A 17,735-nucleotide genomic window follows, 5' to 3' on the forward strand; every position below is an offset into this window, starting at 1 on the left:
GTGTGTGGAGTCTGACGTGTTGTGGCCTGGAGGCGAGATGGCGATCAAGCCCGGCTGGCAGGGGCGTTTCTACGAAGACTTCGAGATCGATGACGTGTACCAGCATCCGCTCGGCCGGACGGTGACGGAAGCGGACAACACGTGGTTCTCGCTGCTCACGATGAATACGAATCAGGCGCATTTCAATCACGAGGTCGGCGCGGCTTCTGAGTTCGGCCGCCAGCTGGTCGTGTCCACGCTCACCATCGCTATCGCGGTCGGGCAGAGCGTGATCGACACGACACAGAATGCGTTCGCCAACCTCGGGTTGGACGAGGTGCGACTCTCCGCGCCGGTCTACGCGGGTGACACGCTCTGGTCCGAGTCTCTGGTGCTGGAGAAGCGCGATTCGAAGAGCCGCCCACAAGCGGGAATCGTCGCGGTCAAAACCCGAGCGTTGAACCAGCATGGTCACGAGGTGCTGTCATTCGTCAGGACGTTCTACGTGCACAAGCGCGGCTCGGACCGAGCTCGCTCGCTCTTCCCCACGGCGATGGAGCCGCTCGCTCGCCGCGGAACGGCGGAAGCCTCGTGAAGCCGCTTGAGGACGTCCGGATCATCGCGCTCGAACAGTACGGTGCCGGACCGTTCGGTTCCCTGCACCTTGCGCATCTCGGAGCTGACATTATCAAGATCGAGGACCCGTCTGTTGGCGGCGATGTCGGCCGCTACGTGCCTCCGTTCGCCGAGGGTCGCGACTCGCTCTTCTTCGAGTCGTTCAATCGCAACAAGCGCAGCATCACCCTTGACATACGTCGGCCCGAGGGGCGGGCCGTGTTCGAGGATCTGGTCCGATACTCGGACGCGGTGTACTCGAACCTGCGCGGGGATGTTCCAGCGAAGCTGCGGATCAGGTACGCGGACCTCGCCCATCTGAACCCAAGGATCGTCTGCTGCTCGCTCAGCGGCTTCGGGATGACGGGGCCGCGAGCGGCCGAGCCAGGTTATGACTACATCCTGCAGGGTCTGGCCGGCTGGATGTCGTTGACCGGCGATCCAGACGGCCCGCCCGAGAAGACCGGACTGTCGCTCGTCGATTACAGCGGGGGACTGGTGGCAGCGATCGCTCTGCTCGGCGGACTTCACGCGGCTCGCCGCGATGGCCTCGGCATGGACTGCGACGTGAGCCTCTTCGACACCGCGATCGCGATGCTGACCTACCCGGCGACGTGGTATTTGACGGCTGCGCACCGGCCGGCCCGCCTGCGGCGTTCCGCGCACCCGTCGCTGGTACCGTTCCAGATTTTTCCCGCGAAGGACGGCTGGCTCGTCATCGGCTGCGCCAAAGAGAAGTTCTGGCGCCGGCTGGCCACCGCACTTAGGCGGCCAGACCTCCTTACCGATCCTCGTTTCGGGACATTCGCGCGCCGGCTGGAGCACCGCGAGGAGCTCCAGGCGATTCTCGATGCCGAGTTCAGGGTGCGGGCCGTGCCTGAATGGCTGGAACTCCTCACGGCCGCGGCGGTCCCGTGCGGACCCGTCAACGACGTCGATCAGGCTTTGCGGGACGAGCAGGCTGCTGCGCGCGAGTTGATCGTCACGACGGAACACCCGCGCTTCGGTACTGTCCGCCAGGTCGCTTCGCCAGTGCGGGTAGGCGACAAGCAGTTCGAGCAGCGACGAGCCCCGCTGCTCGGTGAGGACACCGATTCAGTTCTTCGCGACGTGCTGGGCTACGACGACTCGGCCATCACCGCGCTGGCCGAGGCCGGAGCGTTTGGGTCGCGGTCCTGGCCGGCGGTGGTGACGGATTGACTGGTCAAGTGCCGGATGCGATGGCGGACGGGTCCCTCGTGTCGGCCAGCGGAGCTTCCCAGGACCGGGCGAAGGTCTCGAGCCCGTCGATCAGCACGGAACCGTCCGCACGGAGGACGTCCCGGCTGCATCGAACGGTGACCGCGACCTCGACGATCTCCCCACTCGTGTAGCGCACAGTGGCTCGGTAGGTTCCTTCGACCTGCGCCTGTTCTGGGTGCAGCTTCGCGACCCCGGCGTGGAAGAGTGAATCGATCTGGAAGGAATGTCCCTCGTTCGTTCGCAACGGAGGGCTTACTGTCCCCACCTCGACTTCGATGGAATCGGCGACCAGGTCACGAGAGATCCGCCGGCGATGGCCCGGGGCGCGTGCGCCGCCAGAATCTGGCGGCTCGGCGGTGTCGCTGGTCGGAGCAGGGGTGATGTCGACTTCACGACCCACCTCATCGGCCACCACCGGCAGTGAGACGGTCAGTCCTGCGATCTCGAGAGGACGTGCCTGGAGGAGGGGCGTGAGCCGAGGGAAATCCGCGTCCGAGATGGTGATTCGGATCCGGTCGCCTCGAGGAATCCTGCGCGCGGTCGGACGCAGCGTGACCCGGTATTCGTCTGCGACGGAGTCAGGGCAGAGGACGCCTGCAGTAACGAAGGTCGAGCGGCCGAGCGAGTCGACGTGTGCCAAGCGCACGACAAGACGACCCGGGGGTGTCGGCGAGAGATCCGCTGGTGCCGGTGCCGTTCGTACACGAACCTCCGGGCGGCCGATGAGCACTGTGTCCTGCGCCACTGGATCCGTAGTCACGGCCAGCGAGCGCATGTCGTCGTCGTGGTGATCGTGCGGTGGGAGAGCGCCGCTGAACGTCGTGCCCCAGAGCCCGCCCAGAATACCGACGGTGGGGTCGGGGCGATACACGCCGACAGGTTCCTGAGCACCGCCGGGAGCGGCCATCCGCAGCGTCCCGTCCATGCCGGACATGAATTCTCGGTCGGTCTTCGCGGGTGGCCAGGTGTCGAATGCGCGCCAGGGCTTCGGTGCTCCTGGGATTCGGACGACGACGGCGGGATCATCGGGTACGCCGTTGGCGACGCCGCGAAGCCAGTGGTCCCACCAGCGCAGGGCGAGAGGGAGAAAATCGATTGGCTCGAGCGGTGAAACCTGGGGAAGGAAATGGGCCCAGGGGCCCATGAGCAACTTCTTCGGCCCGGTGAGTTGCTCGAAGGCGCTCACGATGCCTTCACAGTGCAGGTCGAGCCAACCGCCGACGCAAAAGGCCGGAACATCGATGGACGCCATGTCCACGACCCGGTCGTGCCAGGCTGGGTCACGGGACGCGTGCCGCGCGTAGTCCATGAAGACGGGTTCGGTGCCGTTCAGGCGCCGGTGCCATCGACCGCGTTCGGCTGGCGATCGATGGTTCAGCAGCGAGGGAAGCAGTTGTAGCGCCAGCATGTAGCCGCCCCGGAACACCATCGAGTGCAGGTCTCCGCGGCTCCCGTCGGGATGTACGACTTGGCGACTGGGATCGATAGGGCCCTGGATCGGCAGAATCGCCTTGAGCGGCGTCGGCCGTCGGCTCGCAGCGCGAAACGCCATGTACGCGCCATAGGAGTGTCCCCACATTCCGACGTCGCCGGTGCACCATGGCTGCCGCGCCGCCCACTCGATGGCCGCGACGGCGTCGTCGCCCTCATCGGGGTGGAACTCCGGTCGGTGAACGCCGTCTGATGAGCCCGTTCCGGCGATGTCGATGAGAACACCGGCGTAGCCGCGTACGGCGAACCAGGCGAAGCTGTCTCCGACGAGCTGTGCGGCCAGGAGGTCCTTCCGGTATGGATATGCGGAGACCAGGGCAGGGACCTCGGCGGCGCCGACTGGGAGGTAGAGGTCGGCGGAGAGACTGACGGATGGATCTGTTGTGGGGATCCGCACGTCGTAGTGGATTTCTACGTCGTACTTCGCGCGGTGATCGGCGGTCGCAGGTTCCACTAAGCCTCCTGCCAACGGATGTCGGCGCCTCGGGACGGGCGCACGGACAGCGGCGGGCCCACCGACAGATGTTTCGGACAACGATATCACAGCTTCATTGAGAGAAACTGCTCTAGGAGTAAATCGGCCCGTGGTCGCCAGCGTCGATCAAGGGGTCTACTGGCCATTGCGTTACAGCATGTCAGCGGTGTGCCGATCGACCGGAGGCGGAGAACATTGGAACTCGAACGGTACTTGGATGGCACCGAACGGCAGATGGTGAACAAGCCGATCGTGCAGATCGCGGAGTACAGGGGCGACCTCGACGCAGGCGCACTCGCACGTGCCTTCGATCTGCTGTCCTTCGACTTTCCGGTCATCCGTGCGCGGGTCACGCCCGACGATGACCGCCTGCTGTTGCAGGTCCCTCCGGGTGCTGGTGTGACCACCGGGTTCCTTGCAGGCGGGCTGGACGAGCTGCGGGCCGAGTTGCGCCAGTCATGGAAGCCTGGCGATGGAGTGGCGCGGCTTCTGGTCGTCACCGGCGATCGTCATGGATACGTGGCGTTGCGGATGGACCATTCCGTCATCACCGGACCGAGCTGGACGGCGATCTTCGCTCGGCTCTGGACCCTGTACACACATCTCGTCACAGGTCGCGACGTGACCGTGAGCGCTATCCGATCCGGCACACTGCCGATGCCTCCGTCCGCAGTGTTCCGTAGCGTTCTTGGGGACCGATACACGCGCACGGAGCAGTACACCGAAGCGGCCGTCTCCGCCCGGCAGTTCGTCGTACGACTGGAGGAGCAATCGACGCGCGACTTCCTGGCGGCAGCGCGTGAACTGGGGACGACTGTGCATGCGTTGACCTGTGGAGTCGTGCTCAGGGCGTTGAGGGATCGTGCCGACACGGATCAGCCTGCGAGGATGACCTGCTTCACTGTGGCCAATCTGCAGAAGAGGTCGCCGCTTGGCCTTGGCGTCACAGACACCACGACGCCGCTCGTCTGGCACAGAGCCGACGTGACGGTCGATCACGCTGCAGATCCCGCGGTCATTGGCAGGGCGGTGAAGTGGCAGCTCGATCGCGCGCTCCAAACTCGTGACCTGCCCGACGTCGATGCGTCCGCGCTGGTCGACTCGACCATCGACCAGCGACTCGCCAAGGTGATGGTCACGAACATCGGGATTGTCGAGCGGTTCGAGCAGCCGCCGGCTCTGGAGATCGTCGATTGGTTCAGGCTCTACGAGGTGACGAGCCCGTTCCCGTGGTACGCCGGCTACACCTACGACGGCAGATACCACCTGATCTGTGTCTACCCGGCGACGACCTATACACAGGTTGAGGTCGAGTCGCTTGGAGCGGAGGTGGGGAGTCTGCTGGGGCGGCTCGCCAGCACGAGCGGAAGACGGCCGGTTCGGCCGGCGGTCGGTTCGGCCGAGTTCATGGGAGAATCCGCGTCAGCTCCTTCCGAATCGCCTCGGTCAGCGCCGTGACCTGCTGAGCGTCGAACGCATCGCTGGGATAGAGGTGCCTGATCGTGAGGCGGCCGCCGTACGTATATACCTGGTATGCGGGAAAGATCGATGCCGATTCTGGGAGCAGTCCCTTCTCGTAGTCGACGATCCGCGCGTTCCTCGGGTGACGAGCGGTCGGCAGCACACCGGTGTTCGTCACGTAGGCAACACGAAGGCGGTCCTCGACCCTGCCGGAGTCCAAGGATGCGAGATAGCTGGTGGCACTGAACGCCAGCAACTCGCGCGGTGCCCCAATCGATCTGACGAGCTGAGTCTTGATGTTTTGGCCGAGTTCGAATGCGTCGGAGTCGGGTGCGACATCGATGTCCGCCTTGCTGGTGTGTACGAAGCACGTAGTGTCGGTCGGCTTGATGGGTGGATCGATGAGCTGGCGAAAGTCGACGACGGTGAGGCACGCCATCGGGAGCGATTCCGGGTCCGGATCGGCGAAGGCTCGCTGCGCGATCATGATGGCGCCGCAGATCATCGCGTGGACGGTGGTGTCGCGAGCGCGTGCAGCGGCCCGAACTGCCCGGGTCTCGTCGGGGCCGAAGTCGATGCGGCCCTGATGGATGCGCGTGCGCACCGTAGAGCCCTTGATCGCTCGCACGTCGTTCAGGGCATCGGCCCCGAAAGCACGTTCGATGAAGTGGGTAGGCGGAAGGGGCAGCTGCCCGCGCGGCTCCTCAGGTAGAGCCTCGTCCTCGGTGATGCGCGCATAGATGTCCCAGAAATCGTCGAACATGACGTCCCAACTCCGGCCGTCGATGATCGAGTGGTCCGCACGGAGCGCGACGTATCCACCGTCGTCGTCCGCGATCAAAGTGACCTTCGCCACGCCGTTCGCGGGATCCCAGGGTTCTCCCACGTAATCCCACAACTGTTCACTCCCGCCCGTGATGACACGGATCGACGCCACGTGTCCCGCTGGAACCTCGAGGATCTGCTGATCGCCGACATGAAGTACCCGAGCGGCGAGGAGTGGATAGCGCCACTGAAGGAGCTGAAATGCAGACTCCAGTGCTTCAGGGTCTATGTGTCCTGAGAAGCGAGCCGCCTTGGTCGGGGCGTAGCCCAAGCCGCGGGATTCGATGTGGTCGAGGTTGCGACGCAGCGGAGAGGTGCCGGCGAGTTCAGACTTCATGATCACCTATGCCCAGTGGTAGTGGCGTGTGCTTGTGTTCAGCGTGACCGCGCCAGGCGCGGACGGCGAGGATGCGGCTTCCGGCGCGCAAGAACGAAACTGTTGTTTCAATACTGTGATGGTTGGCTTGCGCGCTGTCAATCGAGGGCAGCGCGCCTGAAGTCGTCCTCTGCTGGGTCACGGGGCGGGCCGACAGCCTGGAGTCGTTAGCAAACGGCTCGACGGCTGGAGGACGGGTGGCCGCGACACGACAGCCCGTGGGGATGCTCGGAACCGGGTCCTATCTGCCCGATCGGGTGGTCACGAACGCCGAAGTGGCGCCGGCCGCCGGGGTCACGCCGGAGTGGATCGTGCGGAAAACGCAGATCCGCACCCGCCGGTTCGCGGCACCCCATGAGGCCACCTCCGACCTGGCGATCGCCGCCGGGGTACGGGCGCTCGAAGACGCCGGCGTCGGCCCCGATCAGCTCGACTACCTGCTGGTCGCGACGTCGACGCCGGATTCGCCACAGCCGCCCACGGCGGCGCTGGTCCAGAAGGGCCTGGCCGCGAGCCGGGCCGCCTGCGTCGACCTCAATGCGGTGTGCAGCGGCTTCGTGTACGCGCTCGCGGTGGCGCGCGGCCTGCTTGCCGCTGACCCAGGCGCCCGGGCGCTGGTCATCGCCGCCGACGTGTACTCGCGGATCATCGACGTCGCGGACCGGAGGACCGCGGTGCTGTTCGCCGACGGGTCCGGCGCGGCCGTGCTGGGGCCGGCCCCGGAGGGCTACGGCGTGCTTGAGGTCGGCCTGCACACTCGCGGCGACGCGCACGAGCTGATCCGAGTGCCGGCCGGCGGAAGCCGCCGGCCCGCGTCGCCGGAGACGGTGGCGGCCGGTGAGCACTGGTTCACGATGGATGGCCACGCGGTGCGCGACTTCGTGCTCGAGGAGGTCCCGCCGGCGATCGACGCGCTCCTGGCCGGCGCCGGCATCCCGCCGGGGCTCGTCGACCACTTCGTGCCGCACCAGCCGAACGGGAACCTGCTCGACGACCTGGTGGCCAAGTCCGGCCTGGACGGCGCCCGCACCCACCGCACGCTCGAGCGGTACGGCAACGTCGGCAGCGCCTGCATCCCGGTCGCGCTCGACGAAGCCGCCCGGGCGGGTGCGATCGGCGACGGCGACCTGGTGCTGCTGGCCGGCTTCGGCGGCGGGATGTCGATCGGCACCTGCCTGCTGCGGTGGTCGGCATGAGCGGCGACGTCACCCGGATCGGCGTCGTGGGGTGCGGGGTGATGGGGCGTGGGATCGCGGAGACCTGTGCCACCGCCGGGCTGGACGTGGTCGTGGCGGTGAGTCAGCCGGAGTCGGTCGCGTCGCGCCGCCGGAGCCTCGACGACGCGTTCAGGCGGGCCGTGCGGCGCGGGACGACGACCGCGGACGAGGCCGAGGGCGCCAGGAACCGGGTCGTGTTGACCGCGGACCTGAGCGATCTCGCGGACCGGGATCTGGTGTTCGAGGCGGCACCGGAGGACGAGGAGACGAAGACGCAGATCTTCGCGACCCTCGACAAGGTCGTCGAGAACCCGGACGCGGTGCTGGCGTCGAACACGTCGTCGATCCCGGTGATGAAGCTCGGTTGCGTGACGCGCCGGCCGGACCGGGTGCTTGGCGCGCACTTCTTCAATCCGGCGACGCGGATGCCGTTGGTCGAGGTGGTCGAGTCGCTGCTGACCGACCGCGGCTGCACCGAGCGGGTGGAGGCGTTCCTGACCGGCGTGCTGGACAAGCAGGTGGTCCGGGTGCGGGACCGGTCGGGGTTCATCGTCAACGCGCTGCTGTTCCCGTACCTGATGTCGTCGATCCGGATGCTGGAGTCGGGCTTCGCGTCCGCGGCCGACATCGACACCGCGATGGTGCTCGGCTGCAACCACCCGATGGGCCCGCTGGCGCTGGCCGACTTCGTCGGGCTGGACGTGGTGAGCGCGATCGGGGAGTCGCTGCACCAGGAGTTCCGCGAGCCGCACTACTCGCCGCCGCCGCTGCTGCGCCGCATGGTCGACGCCGGCCTGCTGGGCCGCAAGACCGGACGCGGCTTCCACGACTACGGCGCGAGGAGCGCGTGATGCCGAAGGACCTGTTCGTCGCGATCGTCAGCACCAGCCCGTCCTTCCACGCCATCGCCGCTGCGGCGCTCGGCCAACTGGCCGCGGGCAACCGCTGGTTCGCCGGCGCGCTGGACAAGGACGTGTTCCCGACCGCATGGCCGCCACCGGCCCAGACGCTGACCGAGCGGGCCAACGCCTACCTGGACGACGTGCTGCCCGAGGCCCGGGTCGAGTTGGTCGAGGTCGCCCGGCTCGGGTTGGTCGAGGAGCGGCTGCGCCAGGTCCTGCCGGCCCCGGCGACTGGGCCGGCGGAAGGCGCGCGCCCGTGGACCGCCGCGCCGACCGTGCTGCTGCTGATCGACGCCACGACGGCGGTGACCGGCAGCGACGTCGGCGCTCGCCTGGACACCGTCGTCGAGACGCTGGCGAAGCTGCGCCAGCATCTCGGCATCGGCGTCTCGCCGTACTCCGTCGTCGTCTACGACGAGCTCGACGAGGACCAGGTCTACTCGCGGACGGTGTGCACGTCGCGGCGGCTGCCCGACGACGACTGGGTGCTGGCCGCGGAGGTGCTCACGGCGTTCACCGACCTCGTCCAGGCCCGCCATGCCAACGCGCGGGCGCTGCTGCCGGACACCGAACCGACGGGGACCCTCGCGCTGGCGCTGACGAGCTTCCTCACCGAACAGGCGGGGTCGCGCTGGGCGCTGCACTTCTTCACCGGGACACTGCCGGCCAAGCTGATCCAGGACGCCACCACCATCGCCCGGCAGGCCGGCAACCCGGTCCTGCGCGGCCCCAACGAACACAGCCTGGCCTGCGGCGCGCTGGCTCGCTGGCAGCTGGACCAGGCGCCGTTCCTGCTGGTCGCGACCGCCGGCATGGTCGACGAGCTCAAGGGCACTTTGGCGAATCTCCGGGACTCGCAAGCTCGCGGCTTCATCGTGTTCGGCGAGACGGCGCCGGGCGGCTGGCAGCCGTTCCAGGGCACGGTCCACGACGACGAGGACGCCCGCGCCGTCTTCGCCGCCCGCGGCCTGCCGTGCTTCTACCTGACCGAGCCGGAGCGGCTGGCCGAGGACCTCGCCGCCGCGTTCCGCGCCTACCACCGGCGCGGCGGCCCGGTCGTGCTGCTGGTGGCGCCGTCCATCCTGCGCCTGACCGGCCCGCTCGACGTCCAGAAGGTCACGGTCGCGGCCGGGCACCCCCAGGCCGGCGACGACGCCGTCGACGCCGTCGCGCGCATCCTGAACGAGGAGCCCGGACCGGTCGTCTGGCAGTGCGGCAACCTGACGGAGGAGGAGCGGGAGCGCGTCTACGACCTGGCGCACCGGACCGGCGCCGCGCTGGTCGACTCGCTGGGCCGGCCGGGGACCGTCGCGCGCTACCACCGGGGCCGCGAGGTCGAGGAGTTCCTCGGCACGATGAGCATCTACGGCTGCTCGCCGCCGGTCTGGAGCCTGCTGCATCCCGACGGCCGGCGGCTGGGTCACGGCGACCACGCGCTGTTCTTCCTCAAGAGCCGCATCACCGACCTCGCCACCCCGTTTCCGGAGAAGGTGCTCTACCAGGACTGCCGGATCGTGCAGGTCACGGACACGCCAGCACACGTCGCGCCGTTCACCGACCTGCCGGTGATCGAGGAGCTGTCGTCGTTCCTGCGCCGCCTGGCACCGCGGGTGGCGCCCGGCGAGTGGGTGGTGCAGGCCCGGCGCGACGCGATCGCACGGGCACGGCGGGCGACGGGCGACCCGCTGGCCGCCGTTCCGTCGGTCCCGATGAGCCACGAGCACTTCTTCACCGCGCTCGACGGGGTCCTGCGGGGCCTGATCACCGGCCACGACTACGAGTACACCGGCTTCTACGACGTGGGCCGCGGCGGCATCTCGGCCATTCGCAACCTGGCCCGCACCGGGCCGGGGTTCTCCGGCTGGTACGGGCGGGCGCTGATGGGCGACGCGCTGCAGGCGATCCCCGCGGTCGCGCTGACCCGGCCGGGCAACGTGCTGGGGTTCATCGGTGACGGCGCCGCCCGGCTGGTGCCGTCGAGCCTGCCCAGCTTGGCCCAGCAGCTGCGCTACGAGCAGGGCCGAGTCGACGGCAACGTCAGCATCTTCTTCCTGCTCAACGGCGGGTTCTCCATCATCCGCTCGAACCGCGAGCTGCAACACGCGGCCACCGCGGACGCCCAGATGTCGCTGCTGACGCCGGTGGAGCCGCCGTGGCGGGAGACCTGGGCCGGCACGACGGTGACACACGAGCGGCTGGTCACCGTCGACCCGGACCGGCTCGCCGAGCGGCTGCTGGCACCGTCGGCGATCAACCTGTTCTCCGTCTACCTCGCCCACGACAACGAGGGCGACGACATCATGCCCACCTCGCGCAAGAGCTGGCGGCTGCGGGTGACGCGGCCGGACGGGAGCTGACCGCCTCATGGACTTCACCATCCCCGACGACCTGCGCGACTTCGTCGGCGTCGTCCGCCGGTTCCGCGAACGCGAGCTGATGCCGCTGGAACGCGACTTCCTGCTCGAGGGCCGGTTCTCCGCGGACCTGCGCACAGAGCTGGAGCACCGCGCCCGCCGGCAGGGGCTGTGGGCGCTGGACGTGCCGGAGGAGTACGGCGGCCAGGGCCTGGGCACGCTCGGCGCCTGCCTGGTGGGAGAGGAGCTGTTCCAGCACCCCGCGATGTTCGAGTTCGGCGGCAGCCCTGAGCCGACCCTGTACGCCTGCAGCGAGGAGCAGCGGCACCGGTACCTCTACCCGATCATCAAGGAGGACCTGCGCTGCTGCTACGCCTTCACCGAGCCCGGTGGCGGGTCGGACGTCGCGGCGATCCGCACCCGCGCGATGCGTGACGGCGACCACTGGGTGATCAACGGCACCAAGACGTTCATCTCCTACGCCGAGCGGGCGGACTTCGTGATCCTGTTCGCCACCGTCGACCCGGACCTGGGGTCGCGCGGCGTCACCTGCTTCCTCGTCGACATGGACAACCCTGGCCTGACCAGGTCGCGGTCGATCCCGACCATGGGCGACGACTGGGATCCGCACGAGCTCTCGTTCGAGAACTGCGTGGTGCCGGACGCCAACCGGGTCGGCGAGGTCGGTGGCGGCTGGCGGCTGGCCACCGAGCAGCTCACCCACGGCCGGCTCAAGATCGCCGCGTTCCAGCTCGGCATCGCTCAGCGCTGCGTCGACATCGCCGTCGAGTGGGCGAAGGAGCGCACCACCTGGGGCAGGCCGATCGCGTCGCGGCAGGCCGTGCAGTGGATGCTGGCCGACTCCGTCACCGAGCTGGAGGCGGCCCGGCTGCTGACCTACCGCGCCGCCTGGCTGGCCGACGAGGGCCGCACGGTCACCAGCGAGGCCTATATGGCCAAGCTGTACGCGACCGAGATGGCGCAGCGGGTCACCGACCGCTGCCTGCAGATCCTCGGTGGCCTCGGGTACACGCGCGAACTGCCGATCCAGAGCTTCTACCGGCAGGTCCGGGTCTGGCGGATCGGCCACGGGACCAGCGAGATCCAGCGCTGGATGATCGCGCGCGAGCTGCTGGGACCGGCCGCCCGTGACTGACGACGTCATCGGCGCGGCCGCCGCCCGGCTGGCCGCCGAGGCCGGCGTGACGCGGCGCCGCGACCTCGGCGCGCTCCCGGCCCGCGACCTGGAGCGGTTCGCCGTCGCCGCCGGAGGCCCGCCGCCCGTGGACGGAGCCGTGCCGCCGCTGTACTTGAGCTCGGTCATGGGCTGGTCGGCCGGGCCGCCGGAGGCGGAGCTGCGGCCGGACGGGTCCGGCGCCGACGAGACCCGCGGGCTGCCACTGGACGGGCTGCGGCTGATGGGTGCCGGCCAGGAGCTGGAGTTCCACGGTACGGTCCGGGCCGGCGACCGGGTCGTCGAGCACACGACGCTCCTCGACGTCCGGCGCAAGGCCGGCCGCTCCGGCGACCTGCTGCTGCTCACGGTCGAGCGCCGGTTCACAGACGAGGCGGACCGGCCGCTGGTCACGTGCCGCGAGACGTTCGTGGCGAGGTGACGGACATGTCGACGCGGTCGCGGACGCGGCCGGCCGGGGTCACCGCCGGGGACGCGCTGCCGCCGTACCGGCAGCGGACCAGCACGGTCCAGCTGTTCCGGTTCAGCGCCGTCACCTGGAACGCGCACCGGATCCACTACGACGCCGCGTACGCCCGCTCCGAGGGCTACCCGGACGTACTCGTGCAGTCGCACCTGCACGGCTGCGTCCTGCTGAACGCCGTCCTGGCCTGGGCCGGGCCGGACGCGTCGCTGCGCGCCTTCGGCTGGCAGAACCGCGGCATCGCCGTCGCCGGCGACGAGCTGATCGTGACGGGGGCGGTCGTCGCCGTGCGGGACGCGCCAGCGGAGCGCGTCGCCGACCTGCGGCTGGAGGAACACAACCAGCGCGGCGAGCCGTGCGCGCCGGGCCACGCGACGGTGGCCTGGCCGGCCGGGCCGTAACGCGCCCCCTGCCCCGGGCGGTCGCATCGCACAAGAATCGACAGCGCTGGTCAGAGTGCATTCCTCGGCGGAAGGACGATCGCGTGCGCCCACTGGTGATACTCGGATCCGGCGGCCTCGGCCGCCAGATCATCGGCCTCGCGCAGGACGTTGAGCGGGAGAGCTCCGCGGTCAAGCTGCTCGGGTTCCTCGACGGCGGCGTGGACGAGCCGGACGTGTGGGGCGTCCCGGTGCTCGGTGGCGACGACCAGCTGGGGGAGCTCGACGCCGACTACGTCATCGGGGTCGGCCTGCCGTCCGCCCGACGCCGGCTGGACATGATGGCGACGGAGCTCGGCCGCGAGCCCGCGACGCTGGTGCACTCGGCGGCGTGGCTCGGGCTGCACACCAGCGTCGGCGCCGGGTCACTGATCTTCGAGACGGCGCACGTGGTGGCCGGCGCCGAGGTCGGCCGGCACGTGATGATGGAGGTCAACACGTTCGCCGGGCACGACTCCCGGATCAGTGACTACGTGCTCATGGCCGGCGGCGCCTCCGTCGGCGCCCGGGCGGTCATCGGCGCCGAGGTGATGCTGGGCATCGGCTCGATCGTCCTCGGCGATGTGGTGGTCGGGGACCGCGCGGTCGTGGGCGCCGGCGCGGTCGTCACCAAGGACGTTCCGCCGGATGCCGTCGTCGTCGGGATCCCGGCGAAGCCCACGCGGCTGCGGCGCGGCCGGATCACCGCATGAGCGGCGGGCTGGCCGGCCGGCGGGTTCTGGTGACGGGCGCCGACGGGTTCATCGGCAGCCACCTGACCGAGCGGCTGCTGCGCGAGGCGGCGTCGGTCAGCGCGTTCTGCGTCTACAACTCCAACGGGTCCTACGGCTGGCTCGACGAACTCGGCGCGGACCAGCTGGCGGCGACGGACCTGCAGCTGGGCGACATCCGCGACGCCCGCTCGGTGCGACGCGCCGTCCACGACGTCGACATCGTGTTCCACCTGGCCGCACTGGTGGCGATCCCGTACAGCTACCAGGCGCCGGAGTCGTTCGTCGACACGAACATCACCGGGACGCTCAACGTCCTGGAAGCGGTGCGCGACGCCGGAGACGTCCGGATGGTCAGCACGTCGACCAGCGAGGTGTACGGCACGCCGGAGTCGGTGCCGATCACCGAGACGCACCCGCTGTGCGGCCAGTCGCCGTACGCCGCCTCGAAGATCGCCGCCGACCAGCTCTGCCAGGCCTATGCCCGGTCCTTCGGTGTCGACGTGCTGACGCTGCGGCCGTTCAACACCTACGGGCCGCGGCAGTCCGCGCGCGCCGTCATCCCGACGATCCTCGGTCAGCTGCTCGCCGGCGCGACGACGGTGCGACTGGGCAGCCTCGAGCCGCGGCGCGACCTCACCTTCGTCACCGACACCGTCGACGGGTTCGTCCGGATGGCGACGTCCAACCTGCCGCCGGGGTCGCTCGTGCAGCTGGGCACCGGGGAGTCGGTGTCGATCGGCGAGCTGTTCGAGCTGTGCTGCGCGGTCACCGGCGTCGACGCCGTGGCCGTCACCGACCCGGAGCGGGTGCGTCCGGCGGCCAGCGAGGTGCAGCTGCTGCTGTCCGAGCCGAGCCGGGCCAAGGAGCAGCTGGGCTGGCAGGCCGGCTGGTCGTTGCGGGACGGGCTGGCCGCCACGGCGGCATGGCTGGCGCCGCGCGTGGACGCGGAGCGAGCGGCGAGGTACCAGCGGTGATCCCCCTGTCCGAGCCGTCGCTGGGCGGCAACGAGGCGCGGTACCTGCGTGAGTGCATCGACACCGGCTACGTCTCCTCGGCCGGTCCGTTCGTCGGGCGGTTCGAGCGCGAGTTCGCCGCCGCGGTCGGCGCCCCGCGCGCGGTGGCCTGTGCCAGCGGGACCGCCGCCCTGCACGTCGCGCTGCTGGCCGCCGGCGCCGGGCCGGGCAGCGTCGTGGCGGTCTCGGACTTCACCTTCATCGCCTCCGCCAACGCCGCCCACTACACCGGCGCCGCGCTGCTGCTCGTCGACAGCGAACCGGAGACCTGGAACATGAACACTGAGCTGCTGCACGACGAGGTGGTTCGGCGGGCCCGCCTCGGCCGGCCGATCCCCGACATCGTCGAGGTCGTGCACGTGCTCGGTCACCCGGCTCGGATGGAGCCGCTGTTCGAACTCCGCGACCGCTTCTGGATCGACATCGTCGAGGACGCTGCGGAGTCGCTCGGCGCCTCCTGGACGGAGGGGACGCTCGCCGGCCGCCAGGTCGGCACGGCCGGCGGCGCCGGCTGCTTCTCGTTCAACGGCAACAAGATCATCACCGCGGGCGGCGGCGGCGCGATCGTCACCGCCGACCACGAGCTGGCCGACGTCGCCGCCCGGCTCTCCGATCAGGCGAAGGCCCCGGGCGAGCACTACCGCCACGACGACGTCGGGTTCAACTACCGGCTCACGAACATCGCCGCAGCCGTCGCGAGCGCGCAGCTGGAGCAGCTGCCGGACAAGGTCGCCGCGAAGCGCGCCCTGGCCGCGCGCTACCGCGAGTCGCTGCGCCCGTTGCCGGTGACGCCGCCGCCGTCGGCCGACTGGGCCGACCCCACCTTCTGGCTCTACTCCATCCTCCTCGACGATCCCGGCCTCGACCCCGCCAAGCTGGTCGCCGCCCTCGCCGCCGACGGCATCCAGACCCGGCGGCTGTGGCCGCCCCTGCACGACCAGCGCCCGTACCGCTCCGCGGACCGGATCGGGGGTGCGGTCGCGGACGACCTATACCGCCGCGGCCTCTCGCTGCCCAGCTCGGCGCACCTGTCCGAGCACGACCAGCGCACCGTCGTCGCGGCCCTCGCCTCGATCTTGGCGGCGTCATGAGGGTGGAACGGACCGAACCCAGCGGCTCGCCCAGGGTCGCGATCATCACGGGCGGAGGCCGGGGGATCGGCCGCGCGATCACGCTGCGGCTCGCCCGGAACGGCTGGCGCTGCCTGATCGCCGGGCTGGACGAGGACGACCTGAAACAGACGGCCGTCCTCGCCGGCCCGCCGTCGGAGTCGGTCCACACTCTCTGCTGCGACCTGGCGACTGTCGACGGGCGTGAGGCGCTGATCCGTTCTTGGTCCGCCTCGGCGTCACGGCTCGACCTTCTGGTCAACTGTGCGGCGCGGTCGACCGCGATGCCGCTGTTCGAGCAGTCGCCGCAGATCTGGCGGGCGGAGCTGGAGACCAACCTCGTGGCGGTGGCGTTGCTGTCGTCCTGGGCGATCGGTTGCATGCGGGAGCGGGGCCGCGGCTCCGTCGTCACCATCGGCTCGATCTACGGCTCGCTCGGCCTGAACAGCGCCTTCTACGAGGGCGTGTATCCGCAGGACGCGGAGGGCGGGCCGCTGCGGTCGCCGGCCTACCACGCGTCCAAGGGCGCCGTCGCGGCTTTGACCAGGGAGCTCGCGGTCGTGGCCGCGCAGTGGAACATCCGGGTCAACACGGTGTCGCCGGGGATGATCCGGACGCCGGAGCGCTCTGTCAGCGCGGACAACGCCGCCCGTTTCGCGCGTGCGACCCCTCTGGGCCGTCTCGGCCGACCCGAGGAGATCGCCGCCGTCGTCGAGTTTCTGGCATCCGATGACGCCTCGTTCGTGACCGGCGCCGACTGGGTGGTCGACGGCGGCTGGTCGGTCTGGTGACGCCAGCACTCCCAGCAAGGTTCGGCAGAGAGGACAGGCAGGCGATGAGGATCCTGATCACAGGCGTGGCGGGCCGCGTGGGCACGGAGCTCGCGACACGGTCGCTGGCGTCCGGACATGCCGTGCGCGGCACCGTACGCCCCGGCGGCCGGGTGCTGACGCCGGCACTGGCGCGCGACGTCGAGGTCGTCGAGGTTTCGCTGGCCGACGCCGGCTCGCTCGCGCGGGCCGTTGACGGGGTGGACGTCGTGGTGCATCTGGCAGCCCGGATGGTGCCTGGCGATCGGCCGATCGACGAGCTTTTCGACGGCAACGTGCTGGGCACCCTGCGGTTGCTGGAGGCGGCGGCGTCGGCTCGGACGCCGGTCCGCCGGCTCGTCCTGGCCAGCACCGACAACACGTATGGGCCGGCCAGGCCACGGTTCACCCCGATCACCGAGGACCACCCGCAGGTTCCGGGTGACTATTACGGGACGTCGAAGCTGCTGGCCGAGCAGCTGGTACAGAACCTCGCCGAGCTGCACGGCCTGGAGTACACGATCGTGCGGCTGGGCTCGGTCGTGGAGCCGCACGAGGTGCTGCCCTTGTTCCGGCTGGACTGGACCCAGGCGTTCCTGACTGCCCAGCACGAGGCCGGACGCCGCGGCAACCTCTGGGCGCTGTTCGCCGACCGGCCCGATCTGGCCCTGGCAGTCAACGAGGTCGCGGGCGCCCGCGACGACAACCCGGCGGTGGCGCTCGCCGGACCGGCTGGTGAACCGTGGGCAATACACCTGACGCACGTCCGCGACGCGGCGGACGGTCTCCTGCTCGCCGTCGAGCGCGCGGAGGCGGCGGGGGAGGACTTCAACATGGTCGGCCCGCGGACGACCACGTTCAGCGAGGGTGCGGCGGTCATGGCCCGCCAGTTCGGCCTCGACACCGTCACCGTCGAGCTCCCCGTCACGCTAGCCTTCGAGCTCTCCAACCAGAAGGCGGCACAGCGGCTCGGGTACGCACCGAGCCGCGACTTCGCCGCGATAGTCCGCGCCGCGGTCAGTGGTCCGGATCTGGCCGGAACGCGGGTGAGCTGAC

General features: G+C 69.8%; 16 protein-coding genes. 14 read left to right on the plus strand and 2 right to left on the minus strand.

Going from position 1 to position 17,735, the window contains the following annotated elements:
- Window positions 1-37 precede the first annotated feature (37 nt).
- Both E1262_RS08705 and E1262_RS08710 read left to right on the plus strand, forming a co-directional pair.
- Window positions 38-574 (plus strand): MaoC family dehydratase, encoded by a 537-nt coding sequence (locus E1262_RS08705; protein ID WP_132102735.1) that lies wholly within the window; start codon window positions 38-40, stop codon window positions 572-574.
- Window positions 571-1,794, plus strand: a complete 1,224-nt coding sequence (locus tag E1262_RS08710; RefSeq protein WP_132102736.1) for a CaiB/BaiF CoA transferase family protein — start codon at window positions 571-573, stop codon at window positions 1,792-1,794. The genes E1262_RS08705 and E1262_RS08710 overlap by 4 nt, the downstream gene beginning before the upstream one ends.
- 4 nt (window positions 1,795-1,798) lie before the next feature.
- Here the strand turns inward: E1262_RS08710 and E1262_RS08715 are convergent, their stop codons facing one another.
- Complete coding sequence (locus tag E1262_RS08715; protein WP_162605825.1) at window positions 1,799-3,781, minus strand: CocE/NonD family hydrolase; 1,983 nt, start codon at window positions 3,779-3,781, stop codon at window positions 1,799-1,801.
- 189 nt (window positions 3,782-3,970) lie between these two features.
- Here E1262_RS08715 and E1262_RS08720 point away from each other — a divergent pair, with 189 nt between their 5' ends.
- Entirely contained in the window at window positions 3,971-5,260 is a 1,290-nt protein-coding gene (locus tag E1262_RS08720; protein ID WP_162605826.1) for a phthiocerol/phthiodiolone dimycocerosyl transferase family protein, read from the plus strand.
- On the opposite strand, the gene E1262_RS08725 is transcribed toward E1262_RS08720, so the two are convergent.
- Window positions 5,208-6,425: a phthiocerol/phthiodiolone dimycocerosyl transferase family protein gene (locus E1262_RS08725; RefSeq protein ID WP_132102739.1), complete on the minus strand. Its 1,218-nt coding sequence runs from the start codon at window positions 6,423-6,425 to the stop codon at window positions 5,208-5,210. The two genes, E1262_RS08720 and E1262_RS08725, sit on opposite strands and share 53 nt — an antisense overlap.
- 263 nt (window positions 6,426-6,688) lie before the next feature.
- Between E1262_RS08725 and E1262_RS08730 the strand changes: the two genes are divergently transcribed.
- From E1262_RS08730 to E1262_RS08780, 11 genes are all read left to right on the plus strand, one after another.
- The gene (locus tag E1262_RS08730; RefSeq protein ID WP_132102802.1) at window positions 6,689-7,660 is read left to right on the plus strand and encodes a 3-oxoacyl-ACP synthase III family protein; all 972 of its coding nucleotides are present in this window, start codon (window positions 6,689-6,691) and stop codon (window positions 7,658-7,660) included.
- A complete protein-coding gene (locus E1262_RS08735; protein ID WP_132102740.1) occupies window positions 7,657-8,532 on the plus strand; it encodes a 3-hydroxybutyryl-CoA dehydrogenase in 876 nt (291 codons plus the stop codon). Before E1262_RS08730 ends, E1262_RS08735 begins: the two co-directional genes overlap by 4 nt.
- Window positions 8,532-10,940 carry a hypothetical protein gene (locus tag E1262_RS08740; RefSeq protein WP_132102741.1) on the plus strand — a complete coding sequence of 803 codons (2,409 nt, stop codon included), beginning with the start codon at window positions 8,532-8,534 and terminating at the stop codon, window positions 10,938-10,940. The genes E1262_RS08735 and E1262_RS08740 overlap by 1 nt, the downstream gene beginning before the upstream one ends.
- Before the next feature lie 7 nt (window positions 10,941-10,947).
- A complete protein-coding gene (locus tag E1262_RS08745; protein WP_132102742.1) occupies window positions 10,948-12,093 on the plus strand; it encodes an acyl-CoA dehydrogenase family protein in 1,146 nt (381 codons plus the stop codon).
- Window positions 12,086-12,553: an FAS1-like dehydratase domain-containing protein gene (locus E1262_RS08750; protein WP_132102743.1), complete on the plus strand. Its 468-nt coding sequence runs from the start codon at window positions 12,086-12,088 to the stop codon at window positions 12,551-12,553. Before E1262_RS08745 ends, E1262_RS08750 begins: the two co-directional genes overlap by 8 nt.
- Window positions 12,554-12,558: 5 nt before the next feature.
- Entirely contained in the window at window positions 12,559-12,996 is a 438-nt protein-coding gene (locus tag E1262_RS08755) for a hotdog family protein (protein WP_132102744.1), read from the plus strand.
- Between the two features lie 83 nt (window positions 12,997-13,079).
- Window positions 13,080-13,727 (plus strand): PglD-related sugar-binding protein, encoded by a 648-nt coding sequence (locus tag E1262_RS08760; protein WP_132102745.1) that lies wholly within the window; start codon window positions 13,080-13,082, stop codon window positions 13,725-13,727.
- On the plus strand, window positions 13,724-14,722 hold the full coding sequence (locus tag E1262_RS08765) for an SDR family NAD(P)-dependent oxidoreductase (RefSeq protein ID WP_203453695.1): 999 nt from the start codon (window positions 13,724-13,726) through the stop codon (window positions 14,720-14,722). The genes E1262_RS08760 and E1262_RS08765 overlap by 4 nt, the downstream gene beginning before the upstream one ends.
- On the plus strand, window positions 14,719-15,852 hold the full coding sequence (locus E1262_RS08770) for a DegT/DnrJ/EryC1/StrS family aminotransferase (RefSeq protein ID WP_132102746.1): 1,134 nt from the start codon (window positions 14,719-14,721) through the stop codon (window positions 15,850-15,852). Before E1262_RS08765 ends, E1262_RS08770 begins: the two co-directional genes overlap by 4 nt.
- Window positions 15,849-16,661 (plus strand): SDR family NAD(P)-dependent oxidoreductase, encoded by an 813-nt coding sequence (locus tag E1262_RS08775; RefSeq protein WP_132102747.1) that lies wholly within the window; start codon window positions 15,849-15,851, stop codon window positions 16,659-16,661. The genes E1262_RS08770 and E1262_RS08775 overlap by 4 nt, the downstream gene beginning before the upstream one ends.
- Before the next feature lie 44 nt (window positions 16,662-16,705).
- A complete protein-coding gene (locus E1262_RS08780) occupies window positions 16,706-17,734 on the plus strand; it encodes an NAD-dependent epimerase/dehydratase family protein (RefSeq protein WP_132102748.1) in 1,029 nt (342 codons plus the stop codon).
- The last annotated feature ends 1 nt before the right edge of the window (window position 17,735 follow it).

This window comes from Jiangella aurantiaca (genome assembly GCF_004349105.1).
Lineage (GTDB): Bacteria > Actinomycetota > Actinomycetes > Jiangellales > Jiangellaceae > Jiangella > Jiangella aurantiaca.